The sequence below is a fragment of the Kitasatospora sp. NPDC127121 genome, from assembly GCF_042677305.1.
Classification (GTDB): domain Bacteria; phylum Actinomycetota; class Actinomycetes; order Streptomycetales; family Streptomycetaceae; genus Kitasatospora.
This window is the reverse complement of the sequence record NZ_JBHXTQ010000011.1, coordinates 73,777-85,698: the sequence shown is the minus strand read 5'-3', so window position 1 is coordinate 85,698 and position 11,922 is coordinate 73,777. Positions and strand designations below refer to the sequence as shown.

The 11,922-nt window shown below is 73.1% G+C and carries 13 protein-coding genes; 4 read left to right on the top strand and 9 right to left on the bottom strand.

The features are described from left to right. Positions 1 to 124: 124 nt before the first annotated feature. The 8 genes from ACFVHI_RS09035 to ACFVHI_RS09000 form a co-directional block, all read right to left on the bottom strand. Positions 125 to 733 carry a hypothetical protein gene (locus ACFVHI_RS09035; RefSeq protein ID WP_063349903.1) on the bottom strand — a complete coding sequence of 203 codons (609 nt, stop codon included), beginning with the start codon at positions 731 to 733 and terminating at the stop codon, positions 125 to 127. A 132-nt stretch (positions 734 to 865) separates the two neighbouring features. Next, on the bottom strand, positions 866 to 1,807 hold the full coding sequence (locus tag ACFVHI_RS09030) for an ABC transporter substrate-binding protein (protein WP_063349904.1): 942 nt from the start codon (positions 1,805 to 1,807) through the stop codon (positions 866 to 868). 39 nt (positions 1,808 to 1,846) lie between these two features. Next, positions 1,847 to 2,524 (bottom strand): ABC transporter permease, encoded by a 678-nt coding sequence (locus ACFVHI_RS09025; protein ID WP_063349905.1) that lies wholly within the window; start codon positions 2,522 to 2,524, stop codon positions 1,847 to 1,849. Beyond that, positions 2,521 to 3,189 (bottom strand): ABC transporter permease, encoded by a 669-nt coding sequence (locus ACFVHI_RS09020; RefSeq protein ID WP_063351516.1) that lies wholly within the window; start codon positions 3,187 to 3,189, stop codon positions 2,521 to 2,523. Before ACFVHI_RS09020 ends, ACFVHI_RS09025 begins: the two co-directional genes overlap by 4 nt. Continuing rightward, positions 3,179 to 4,348, bottom strand: a complete 1,170-nt coding sequence (locus ACFVHI_RS09015; RefSeq protein ID WP_380337152.1) for an ABC transporter ATP-binding protein — start codon at positions 4,346 to 4,348, stop codon at positions 3,179 to 3,181. Before ACFVHI_RS09015 ends, ACFVHI_RS09020 begins: the two co-directional genes overlap by 11 nt. A 398-nt stretch (positions 4,349 to 4,746) precedes the next feature. Further along, positions 4,747 to 5,133, bottom strand: a complete 387-nt coding sequence (locus tag ACFVHI_RS09010) for a rhodanese-like domain-containing protein (RefSeq protein ID WP_063349906.1) — start codon at positions 5,131 to 5,133, stop codon at positions 4,747 to 4,749. Further along, positions 5,127 to 5,711 (bottom strand): cysteine dioxygenase, encoded by a 585-nt coding sequence (locus ACFVHI_RS09005; protein ID WP_380337149.1) that lies wholly within the window; start codon positions 5,709 to 5,711, stop codon positions 5,127 to 5,129. The genes ACFVHI_RS09010 and ACFVHI_RS09005 overlap by 7 nt, the downstream gene beginning before the upstream one ends. A gap of 189 nt (positions 5,712 to 5,900) precedes the next feature. Beyond that, positions 5,901 to 5,978 carry a putative leader peptide gene (locus tag ACFVHI_RS09000; RefSeq protein ID WP_106981192.1) on the bottom strand — a complete coding sequence of 26 codons (78 nt, stop codon included), beginning with the start codon at positions 5,976 to 5,978 and terminating at the stop codon, positions 5,901 to 5,903. Positions 5,979 to 6,380: 402 nt separating this feature from the next. Between ACFVHI_RS09000 and ACFVHI_RS08995 the strand changes: the two genes are divergently transcribed. From ACFVHI_RS08995 to ACFVHI_RS08985, 3 genes are all read left to right on the top strand, one after another. Further along, positions 6,381 to 7,223 carry a nitrilase-related carbon-nitrogen hydrolase gene (locus ACFVHI_RS08995; protein ID WP_363366954.1) on the top strand — a complete coding sequence of 281 codons (843 nt, stop codon included), beginning with the start codon at positions 6,381 to 6,383 and terminating at the stop codon, positions 7,221 to 7,223. Between the two features lie 11 nt (positions 7,224 to 7,234). Then, positions 7,235 to 8,665: a dihydropyrimidinase gene (hydA, locus tag ACFVHI_RS08990; protein WP_380337146.1), complete on the top strand. Its 1,431-nt coding sequence runs from the start codon at positions 7,235 to 7,237 to the stop codon at positions 8,663 to 8,665. Positions 8,666 to 8,741: 76 nt separating this feature from the next. After that, positions 8,742 to 9,773 carry a TIGR03842 family LLM class F420-dependent oxidoreductase gene (locus tag ACFVHI_RS08985; RefSeq protein WP_380337143.1) on the top strand — a complete coding sequence of 344 codons (1,032 nt, stop codon included), beginning with the start codon at positions 8,742 to 8,744 and terminating at the stop codon, positions 9,771 to 9,773. Between the two features lie 383 nt (positions 9,774 to 10,156). On the opposite strand, the gene ACFVHI_RS08980 is transcribed toward ACFVHI_RS08985, so the two are convergent. After that, positions 10,157 to 11,401, bottom strand: a complete 1,245-nt coding sequence (locus tag ACFVHI_RS08980) for a glycosyltransferase (protein ID WP_380337140.1) — start codon at positions 11,399 to 11,401, stop codon at positions 10,157 to 10,159. Between the two features lie 177 nt (positions 11,402 to 11,578). Here ACFVHI_RS08980 and ACFVHI_RS08975 point away from each other — a divergent pair, with 177 nt between their 5' ends. Continuing rightward, positions 11,579 to 11,845, top strand: coding sequence for a GlsB/YeaQ/YmgE family stress response membrane protein (locus tag ACFVHI_RS08975; RefSeq protein ID WP_063349911.1), 267 nt, complete (start codon positions 11,579 to 11,581; stop codon positions 11,843 to 11,845). Positions 11,846 to 11,922 lie beyond the last annotated feature (77 nt).

Genomic DNA, 11,922 nt, shown 5'->3' with positions numbered 1-11,922 from the left:
GTCACCCCCCTCTGGTCCCCGCCCCTCCTTTCGTCGGGGGGGGGGGCGCCCGCGGGCGGGGGGGGGCCGCCCCCCCCGCGGCCCGGTGCTCAGGACACCGGGCGGTTCGGGTGGCCGTTCCGGGTCACGCCGGCGGCGGGCAGAGGGTGGTCCGCAGCGCGTCGTTGATCTTCGCGGCGGTGTCCGGTCCGAAGCCCTGCGGGTGGTCGGGCGAGGTGAAGCGCTGGTTGGCCAGCTCGACCAGCTTCGACTTGTCCTTGGGGAACTGGAACAGCGCCTGGCACTGGTTGCGGGCCCGGTCCACGGCCTGGTCCGGCTTGCCGCCGACGATTGCCGGGTCGATCGCGTCCAGCGCGGCGACCAGCTTGCCGGTCAGGTCGGTGCCCGGCTTGCCGGGCAGGCCGGCGTCGCTGGGGGGCGTGGGCTTGGCCGGGGCGGGGGCTCCGGGGGAGCCTGCGTCAGGTGCGGGGGCCGAGGGGCTGTCGGGTGCGGGCGCCGAGGGGGCCGCGGGTGTCGAGGGAGAGGCGGCCGGGTCGGGCGCGGAGGCCGAGGGCGACTCGGGCGTCGGCGGCGTCGAGGCGGTGCCGGGGGCGGGGGCCGAGGCGGCGGCCGGGGCGGTGGGGGAGCCGGCCGCGGCGGTGGCCGGGTGGGGGCCCGGTCCGGAGCTGGAGCAGGCAGCGAGGCTCACCGCGGCGAATGCCGTGAGGGTGGCGGCGAGGAGACGAGTGCGCATGGCGTCACACTGTCATGTCCGCGGCGTCGAAGGGAAGATCCTCCCGCGAGCGCGGACGGCCCGGGAGGGGGACCTCCCGGGCCGCCGGCCCGCTGCGTCCGCAGGGCGCGCAAGGCGCCCGCCGAGGCGTCATCAGCCGAGGCCGTTGGCCTTCAGCCAGTCCTTGGCCACCGCCGACGGGTCGTCCTTGTCGATCGCGACGCGCTTCATCAGCGCCGTCAGCCCCGCCGTGTCGAGCTTGGCCGACACCGCGTTGAGGGCCGCCGTCGCGGTGGGGTTCACGCCCGCCTTGTTGACCAGCGGGGTGACGTTCTGCGCGCCGAAGAGGTTCTTCGGGTCGGTCAGCGGGACGAGCTTCAGCTGGGGGATCTTCGGGTCGGTGGTGAACACGTTGCCGACCTGGATGGTGCCGTCCTTGAGCGCGTTCGCGGTGGCGTCGCCGGTGGGCTTCCACTCCTTGAAGTTCAGCCCGTAGACGTCCTTGAGCTGCTGCTCGCGGCGGGACTTGAACTCCGGCGGACCGCCTATCGTGAACTCGCCCGCCTTGGCGGCCAGGTCGGCGATGCTCTTGAGGCCGTACTTGTCGGCGTTCTCCTGGGTGACGCTGAGCGAGTCCTTGTCCTCGGCGGGGGAGGAGTCGAGGATCCCCAGCGCGGCGGGCAGCGTCTTGGTCAGCGCCGCGTTCACCTCCTCGGTGGTGGCGGCGGTGGACTTGGCGTCCAGGTAGGCGAGCAGCGAGCCGTTGTACTCGGGCAGGACGCTCAGGCTGCCGCTCTGGAGCTGCCCGTAGAGCACCTCGCGGCTGCCGATGTTGAACTTCTCCTCGACCTTGACGCCCTTGGCCTTGAGGGCCTGCGAGTAGATCGAGCCGAGCAGCACGTTCTCCGGGAAGTTCGCCGAGCCGACGACCACCGTCGAGCCGGCGCCCGCGCCCGAGGCGGCGGGGGAGCCCGTCGCGGAGCCGCCGCCGAGCGGGTCGCCGCCGCCGGAGGAGCCGCAGGCGGTGGCGCCGAGGGCGAGCGCGGCGAGCGTGCCGAGGACGACGGCGCGCCTGCTTCCGTGGTTTGTCGACATGGTGACAGATGTCCTTCCGGAGAGGATGGGGAACGAGGTTCAGCGGGCCCGGCGCTGGGCGCGCATCCCGGGCGGGAGCGCGTACCGGGCGAGCAGGGCGAAGAACAGCTGGGCGCCGACCGCGAGCAGCACCACCAGCAGCGCGCCGCCGACGGTGACGGCGTACTTGCGGGTGGCCAGCCCGTCGATGACGTAGCGGCCGAGGCCGCCCAGTCCGACGTAAGCGGCCACGGTGGCGGTCGCGATCACCTGGACGGTCGCGGTGCGAAAGCCCGCCAGCAGGGTCGGCGCCCCGGACGGCAGGCAGACCTGCCACAGCACCTGCGGGTGGGTCAGCCCGATGCCGCGCGCCGCGTCCCGGACGTCCGGGTCGGTGCCGCGCACCCCCTCGACGGCGGCCACCAGCAGCGGCGGCGCGGCGAGCGCGACCAGCGGGATCAGCACGGCCGTGTCGCCGACCCCGGCGAGCAGCACCGCCAGCGTCACCAGGCCGAGCGTCGGCAGGGCGCGGGTGGCACCGGCGAAGGCCGTCACGAGCGTGACGCCGCGCCCGGTGTAACCGATCAGCAGCCCGAGCGGCACGGCGAGCAGCGCCGCGAACAGCAGGGCCTCGCCGGAGAGCACCAGGTGCTCGGTGATCCGGTGCACGATCGAGTCCGGGCCGCTGCGGTGGTCGGGGGCGGAGAAGAAGTCGCCCAGCCAGTTCAGCCAGTTCACGAACCGGCTCCCTTCTCCCGGACGGCCCAGGGCGCGAGCAGCCGGCGGGCGCCCACCAGCAGCAGGTCGACGGCCAGCGCGAGGACGGCGATCAGCGCGATGCCGGCCACGATCGGGGTCGGGAAGGTGCGCTGGAAGCCGTCGATGAACAGGTAGCCGAGCCCGCCGCGCCCGATCAGCGCGCCGACGCTGGCCAGCGAGATGCTGGACACCGCCGCGACCCGCAGCCCGGCGATCAGGTACGGCACGGCGGCGGGCAGCTCGACGGAGGTCAGCCGGTGCCACGGCCCGTACCCCATCGCGGTGGCGGCCTGCCGGACCGGGTCCGGGACGGCGCGCAGGCCGTCCACGGTGGTCGGCAGCAGCACGGCGAGCGCGTAGAAGGTGAGCGGGATCATCACCGTGGCCTGGGTGGCGAGGCCGGTGTAGGGGATGAGCACCACGAACACGGCCAGCGAGGGCAGCGCGTAGACGACGTTGAAGACGGCGGACAGCGGTTGGTACAGCCGGGGGAAGCGGGTGCAGGCCAGGCCCAGCGGGACGGCCAGCAGCAGGCCGATCAGCACCGGGAGCAGGGCGATCACGGCGTGGTCGGCGAGCAGGCCGCCGAGGTAGCCGAGGTGGTCGCCGATCCAGTACCAGCGGACGATCGGTTCACCGTCCACCGGCCGCCCCGTCCGTGAGGTCACCGGCCGCCGCGCCGGCTGCCGCACCGCCCGCCCCGTCCACGGCGCCACGGGCCGCCGCGCCGGTCGCCGCGTCCGCCACCGGGATGGCCATGGGAGTGGCCGCGGGGGTGGACAGCGCGGCGAGGACGGCCTCGCGGCTCGCGGTGCCGGTGGCCCGCCCGTCGGCGTCCAGGGCCACGGCGGCCCCGGCGGGGGAGAGGACGGCGGCGTCCAGCGCGGTGCGCAGGGTGTCGGTGTCCGGCCGGTAGCCGGAGACCGGGTGTAGCTCGGCGGTGGCGGCGTCTCGGTCGATCCAGCCGATCGGGCGGCGCTCGTCGTCCAGCGCCAGCTCCCAGCCGCCGTAGCGCAGCCCGTCGGCCACCGGGCGGACGGCGATGGTGGTCGCGGGGCGCAGGGCGAGGCCGCGCAGGCCCCGGTCGCGGCCGAGGAAGGCGGCCACGCCGTCGTCCGCGGGGGTGGTGAGCAGGGTGTGCGGGTCGGCGAGCTGGGCGATCCGGCCGTGTTCGCGCAGGACCACCACCTGGTCGCCGAGCCGGACGGCCTCCTCGATGTCGTGGGTGACGAACAGCACCGTCTTGTGCAGCTCGGACTGGAGCCGCAGCAGTTCCTCCTGGAGCCCGGCGCGCACCACCGGGTCGACGGCGCTGAACGGCTCGTCCATCAGCAGCACCGGCGGGTCGGCCGCGAGGGCGCGGGCCACGCCCACCCGCTGCTGCTGGCCGCCGGACAGCTGGAACGGGTACCGCTTGCCGGTCTCGGGCGCGAGCCCGACCAGTTCCAGCAGTTCGGCGGCCCGGGCGCGGGCCTTCTTGCGGTCCCAGCCGAGCAGGTAGGGCACGGTGGCGACGTTGTCGATCACCTTGCGGTGCGGGAAGAGGCCGGCCTGCTGGATCACGTAGCCGATGCCACGGCGCAGCTTGGCGGGCTCCAGTTCGGCGACGTCCGTGTCGTCCAGCAGCACCCGGCCCGAGGTCGGCTCGACCATCCGGTTGACCATGCGCAGCAGGGTGGTCTTGCCACACCCGGACGGTCCGACCAGGACGGTTATCCGACCGGTCGGGACGTCCAGGTCCAGGCCCTCGACGGCGATGGTGCCGTCGGGGTGGCGCTTGCCGGCGCCCTCGAATCTGATCACGGGGAGTTTCCTCGTCAGGGCGCCCCGGGGAGGCGGCGCCTGTTTCGGTCGTACGGTTGATGGCGGTTTGTCGACAAGCGGCGACGGCGTGGGCCGTACCGGCCACTGCCGTGACGGCGTCTGTCGGATCGACCGCCCGGGCGTTCTTCCGCCCGCGTGGCTGCCCAGCTTCGGACCGGCGGAAACTCTGATCAGACTATGACCTGCATCATCTCCTGTCTCTCACTTACCACCCGGCACGGGGCCCAGAGCCCGCCGCCGGACGGCCGGGGCCGACCGGGCGCCCGACGTTTCGGCAGGTCAGAGGGTCGGGGCGCGGACACCCTGACGGCGGGTCGAGGGCTCGCGCCCCGGACGATCAGCCCGTCAGCCGCCGAGCGCTCCAGCCCTCCAGGCTCTCAGCCGCCCCGGCGCGTCGGCAGCCCGGAGGCCGCCCAGCCGACGAAGCCGCCGTCCAGATCGGTCGCCCGGTGCAGCCCCAGCTCGCGCAGCGAGGCCGCCGCCAGGCTGGAGGCGTACCCCTCCGAGCAGACCACGATCACCTCGACGTCGTAACCCGACGCCTCGGGGATCCGGTGACTGCCCGTCGGGTCCAGCCGCCACTCCAGGACGTTGCGCTCGATGATCAGCGAGCCGGGGATCTCCCCCTCCGCCGCCCGCTGCGCCGCCGGACGGATGTCCACCAGCAGCGCGCCGTCCAGCTGCGACTGGTACGCCTCCCGGGCGCGCGGACGGTGGACGCCCTCGCGGGCCCGCTCCACCAGGTCGTCGATCGTGGTCACCATTGCTCCGGTCCTTCCTCCGAGGTGCGGACGAGCCCGCCGGCCCGCAGGTCGTAGTGCGCCATCGAGCCCAGCGGGGGCGAGTAGGCGTGCAGGGTCACGGCTGGGCCGGACGCGGTGTTGCGCACGTCGTGCACGTACTCGGGGCCGAAGGCGCGGGCGGTGCCGGCCGGGACCCGGCGGATCAGCAGGCCCTGCTCCGGCCCGCCGAGGGACAGCTCCTCCAGCTCGCCGAGGGCGACGGCGAACGCGCCGCGCGAGCCGCCGTGGTCGTGGAAGCCGGTGGACTGGCCGGGCAGCCAGCTGATCAGCCACACCTCGTGGTCGTCGTCGGCCACCAGCCGCTGGTACCAGCGCTCCTCGGTGGAGAGCCGGACGAGGTGGATCCACTGGTCGGGCTGTTCGGCCAGTTCTCGGACGACGGCGCGCAGGGCGCTCGGGGTGAGCGGCGCGCGGGCCTCCGCGGTGGCGGTGGCGGTGGCCCTGGCTGTTCTGGCCAGTGCCGATGCCAGTGCTGGTGCCGCTGCCGGGGTCGGGGCTTGGGCGGCAGCGGGTTCGTCGGGGGCGAGGTTCAGGCTCATGGGGGCGTCCTCGGGTGCAGCGGGAACGTCGGCGGGGTGCGCCCTGGTCCGGCGGCGGGCGAGGGCACGGGCCGACGGAGCGGCACGGCACGCGCGGGTGCGCCGGGCGGGAATCAGAACGCTGGGTGCGGGTGTGCGGCGCAGGCCCTGGCAGACGTCACAGGGCGGGGGCGGCGGGGAGAGTCAGGGTCAACAGGCACAGATGGAACTCGCCTGGCGTCGCAGATCGACGTGCAGGCGGCAGACCAGAGTGGTGCCGGTGTCCATGCGCCGGATCCTTCCCGAGCCAACCGGACGAAGTCAAGCCGGATGGGGCCGGCCGCCGTCGGCCGCCCCGCTGCTCCACCCCCGGCCGACCGGCCGTCGAGCCGTTCTGGACCGGAACCGCCGAACGGCACTCGCATGCGTAAGGACCCCACTTGCGGGGTAAATGATCGTTTCATCCCATCCAGGCCCCTCCGCGTGTCCGCGTCACGAGATCGCCCCAGATGCGTTACCGCCAACGTATTGTCAGGCCACCGAGGCCCGGCCTACGGTCTACAGACCGCTTTCTACGCACGTAGACCCCTGCGGATCCCCGGCGGTCCGCAGACGAGACCCGCCCGCCCCGTCAACCCTCAGACCGCAGGCCCGACCCCATGGCCGGGCAGCGGAGTTGCGGAGGTATCCATGTCGCAGATCGTCCGTGCCGCGCTCGTCCAGACCCGCTGGACCGGCGACCAGGAGAGCATGATCGCCCTTCACGAGCGGTACGCCCGCGAGGCCGCCGCCCAGGACGCGAAGATCATCGGCTTCCAGGAGGTCTTCAACGCCCCGTACTTCTGTCAGGTCCAGGAAGCCGAGCACTACCGCTGGGCCGAAGCCGTCCCCGACGGCCCCACCGTCCGCCGGATGCAGGATCTCGCCCGTGAACTCGGCCTGGTGATCGTCGTCCCGGTCTACGAGGAGGAACAGGCCGGGGTCTACTACAACACCGCCGCCGTCATCGACGCCGACGGCAGCTACCTCGGCAAGTACCGCAAGCACCACATCCCGCAGGTCAAGGGCTTCTGGGAGAAGTACTATTTCAAGCCCGGCAACCTCGGCTGGCCCGTCTTCGACACCGCCGTCGGCAAGGTCGGCGTCTACATCTGCTACGACCGCCACTTCCCCGAGGGCTGGCGCGCCCTGGGCCTGGCCGGAGCGCAGATCGTCTACAACCCCTCCGCCACCAGCCGAGGCCTCTCCGCCTACCTCTGGCAGCTGGAACAGCCCGCCGCCGCCGTCGCCAACGAGTACTTCGTCGCCGCCATCAACCGCGTCGGCACCGAGGAGTACGGCGACAACGACTTCTACGGCACCTCCTACTTCGTCGACCCGCGCGGCCAGTTCGTCGGCGACGTCGCCTCCGACAAGGAGGAGGAGCTCGTCGTCCGCGACCTCGACCTCGGCCTGATCGAACAGGTCCGCCAGCAGTGGGCGTTCTACCGCGACCGCCGCCCTGACGCCTACGGACCGCTCGCCGAGGCCTGAGGAGCAGCGCGATGACCACCCGCGACCCGCACCAGCGCACCATCGTCCGCGGCGGCCTCGTCATCACCGCCGCCGACGAACTCCACGCCGACGTCCTGATCGAGGGCGAACGCATCGCCGCCCTCGCCGCCACCGGCAGCTCCGCCGCCGAGGCCTGGAGCGCCGACACCGTCATCGACGCCACCGGCCACTACGTCATCCCGGGCGGCGTCGACGCCCACACCCACATGGAACTTCCCTTCGGCGGCACCTCGGCCTCCGACACCTTCGAGACCGGCACCCGGGCCGCCGCCTGGGGCGGCACCACCACCATCGTCGACTTCGCCGTGCAGTCCGTCGGCGGCTCGCTGCGCGAGGGCCTGGACACCTGGCACGCCAAGGCCGACGGCAACTGCGCCGTCGACTACGCCTTCCACACCATCGTCTCCGACGTCAACGAGGGCGTCCTCAAGGAGATGGACGCCCTCGTCGACTCCGGCGAGTCCACCTCCTTCAAGCTCTTCATGGCCTACCCCGGCGTCTTCTACAGCGACGACGGCCGCATCCTGCGCGCCATGCAGCGCGGCGCGGTCAACGGCGGGCTGACCATGATGCACGCCGAGAACGGCATCGCCATCGACGTCCTGGTCGAACAGGCCCTCGCCGCCGGGCACACCGCACCCCGCTACCACGGCGAGGTCCGCCGCGAACTCCTGGAGGCCGAGGCCACCCACCGGGCCATCAAGCTCGCCCAGGTCGCCGGCAGCCCGCTCTACGTCGTCCACGTCTCCGCGGCGGCCGCCCTCGCCGAGCTCGTCCAGGCCCGCGACGCCGGGCTCAACGTCTTCGGCGAGACCTGCCCGCAGTACCTGTTCCTCTCCACCGACAACCTCGCCGAGACCGGTGCCGACGGCTTCGAGGGCGCCAAGTACGTGTGCAGCACGCCGCTTCGGCCGCGCGAGCACCAGGAGGCGCTCTGGCGCGGACTGCGCGCCAACGACCTCCAGGTGGTCTCCACCGACCACTGCCCGTTCTGCTTCACCGGGCAGAAGGAACTCGGCCGCGGCGACTTCTCGAAGATCCCCAACGGCCTGCCCGGCGTGGAGAACCGGATGGACCTGCTCCACCAGGCCGTCGTGGACGGGCACATCACCCGTCGGCGCTGGATCGAGATCGCCTGCACCACGCCCGCCCGGATGTTCGGGCTGCACCCGCGCAAGGGCACCATCGCGCCCGGAGCCGACGCCGACCTCGTCGTCTACGACCCCACCGCCGTGCAGACCGTCTCCGCCGCCACGCACCACATGAACGTCGATTACTCGGCGTACGAGAGCCGCCAACTCACAGGCCGCGCCCGCACCGTGCTCTCGCGCGGCACCGTCGTGCTGGACGGCGAAACCTGGCTCGGCCGGGCCGGCCACGGCACGTTCCTGCGCCGCGACACCTGTCAGTACCTGACCTGACCACTCTCCCGCACCGCCGCCCGGGCCCGTGCGCACGATTGCCCGGGCGGCGGAACCACCCTCCCCGGAGCCACCCATGGACATCGGCCTCGTCCTGCAGACCGACCCGCCCGCCCGCCTGCTCATCGACCGGATGATCCGCGCCGAACAGGCCGGGTTCAGCCACGGCTGGACCTTCGACTCCTGCGTCCTGTGGCAGGAACCGTTCGTCATCTACAGCCGGATCCTCGCCGAGACACGGCAGTTGACCGTCGGACCGATGGTCACCAACCCCTCCACCCGCACCTGGGAGGTCACCGCCTCCCTGTTCGCCACGCTTAACGACATGTACGGCAACCGCACCGTCTGCGGCATCGGCCGCGGCGACTCCGCCATGCGGGTCGCCGGACGCCGCCCCGCCACCCTCGCCCGGCTCTCCCAGGCCATGCACGCCATCAAGGAGCTGGCCGAGGGGCGGACGGTCGAGGTGGACGGCACCGAGATGCACCTGCCGTGGGTCGGCCCCGGCGCCGAACTCCCCATCTGGATGGGCGCGTACGGGCCGAAGGCGCTCGCCCTGACCGGTCGTCAGGCCGACGGATTCATCCTCCAGTTGGCCGACCCGTACCTCACCGAGTACATGATCAAGGCGGTGCGGTCCGCCGCGGCCGAGGCCGGCCGGGACCCGGACGCCGTCACCATCTGCGTCGCCGCCCCCGCCTACGTGACCACCGACGACTCGCCCGCCGCGCTCGCCCACGCCCGGGAGCAGTGCCGCTGGTTCGGCGGGATGGTCGGCAACCACGTGGCCGACCTGGTCAGCCACTACGGCGCGCACTCCGACCTCGTCCCGGAGGCCCTCACCGACTACATCAAGGGCCGCCAGGGCTACGACTACAGCCACCACGGCCGGGCCGGGAACCCCGACACCGCCTTCGTGCCGGACGAGATCGTCGACCGCTTCTGCCTCATCGGCCCGCCGCAGGCCCAACTCGCCCGCCTGGAGCACCTCCGCTCCCTCGGCGTCGACCAGTTCGCCGTCTACGCCATGCACGACGCCGTCGAGGCCACCATCGACGCCTACGGGACCGACATCATCCCGCACCTGTCCCGCCCACCTCAGGCGTAACGCCATTCGCGCAGAGGGGAGTTGCCCATGGCTGGGTTGAACTCTACCCGGCCGCAGGAGAGTTGCCGTCCAACGGCTACACCGACGACGACCTGTGTCCGGTCCCGGTGGCACGACGCACCTGGACCACCTGCAACTTCCTGGCGCTCCGGGTCGGCTGGCCGACTACGGCTGGGCGGTCGGCTTCGGGTCGGCCTCGGTGCTGTACCTCGTGCTGGGCACGGCCTCGGGCGCCCGGCGGGCGGGTGCGACGGGCGGATGGGGGTGGGCGACTGACAAGTGACAGCGAACGGATAACAACAAACGGATGACAGCGAACAGATAACAGATTTCGAAATCTGTTATCTGTTCGCCGTCACTTGTTCACTGCCGTTTGCCCGCTGTCATCCGCCGGCCGCTGCCCGGTCGACGGCCGCCAGCACCTTCGCCGCGCCGTCCTCGGCCGCGAGCGTGGCGGCCGCCGCCCGGGCCTGGTCGCGGTAGCGGGGGTCGTCGAGGGCCAGGCGGATGGCGGCGGCGAGGCGCGCGGCGGTGAGGGCGCGCAGTGGTACCGGCCCGGGGGAGACGCCGAGGCGGGTGAGCCGGTCGGACCAGAACGGGGCGTCGAGCTGCGCCGGTACCGGGACGGCTGGCGTGCCGCAGCGCAGGGTGGCGGCGGTCGTGCCGGCTCCGGCGTGGTGGATCACGGCGGCCATGCGGGGGAACAGCCAGTCGTGCGGGGCGTCGCCGATGGTCAGGACGTCCTCCGCCTCGCCGGCGGCGAGGTCGCTCCAGCCCGACTGCAAGACGGCCCGGACCCGGGCGGCGCGGACCGCGGCGACCACCGTCGCGGTGAGCCTTCCGGGGTCGGGGACGACCAGGCTGCCGAAGCCGACGAAGACCGGCGGCGGTCCGGCGGCGAGGAAGTCGAGCAGTCGGGCCGGGGGTCGCCAGCCCGGATCCCGTACCGGCCACCAGTAACCGGCCACGTCCAGCCCCGGGCGCCAGTCGGCGGGTCGCGGGACGACGGCAGGCGAAAACCCGTGCAGGATGGGGTACTTGCGCCTGGCACGGCTGGCGTCGAGTGGCGGCAGGCCGAGGCGGCGCCGCAGCCCGCGTGCGGCGGGGGCGAAGAGCTGGTCGGTCGCGACCTGGACGGCGTGCCCCGCGAGCAGGTTGCCCGGGCGGCCGAGTGAGCGGGCGCCGGTGACGGCGGGCGCGAACTCCCGCGTGGGGGAGAGCGGTTGGAGGTGCAGGCCGATGCTGGGAATGCCTGTGGCCTCGGCGGCGACCTGGCCGAGCGGGCTGGTGGTGCTGGTGGTGAGCAGCAGGTCGGTGCCGAGTGCCGTGGCGTCGGCGATGCCGTCGGCGAGCTCCGGCATGAACTTCCGCCCCAGCTGCAGCAGTTGTATGACGGCTAGCGGTCCGGTGCCGGCCTGGAGCAGGCGCCGCCCCTCGGCGGAGGCGAGTTCGGCGCGCGGGTCGACCGGCAGCGGGCGGAACTCCAGCCCTGCGGTCCGCACCGAGGCGGCGAAAGTGGCGTGGGTTGCGACGGCCACCTGATGGCCGGCCGCCTGGAGGCGGGCGCCGAGCCCGGTGAACGGGGCCACGTCGCCCCGGGATCCGGCGGTGGCGATCAGGATGCGCATGGCCGCAGTATCCCGGCTCGGGCGCCCCGCCGGGAGGGTGCCTCGCCCGGAGCGGCCGGTCCGGGGTGGCCGGTTCGGGCCGGTGCTCCCGCGGCGCCGGAACCGGGCGGTGGTGGGCGGCGTCCTTCCTGGCAGAGCGGCGGAACGGGGCCGTCGCGCCGTGGACGGGAGGGACAGATGAGCATCGTCGCGTGGATCGTGCTTGGCCTGCTGGCGGGGGCACTGGCCAAGCTGTTGCTGCCGGGAAAGGACCCGGGCGGCATGATCGTGACAACCCTGATCGGTATCGCCGGTTCCTTCGTCGGCGGTTGGATCGCCTCGCACTTCCTGCACAGGTCGGTGACGGCGCACTTCTTCGACATGGCGACCTGGGTGTCGGCGATCGGCGGCGCCCTGGTGCTGCTGATCATCTACCGGCTGGTGTTCGGCAGTTCCCGACGCTAGCCCGGGCGCCGGGAACCGGCCCCGCGCCGACGCGGACACGGTGTCGCGCAGCCGAGCCGGCCAGGCCCATGGGGCGG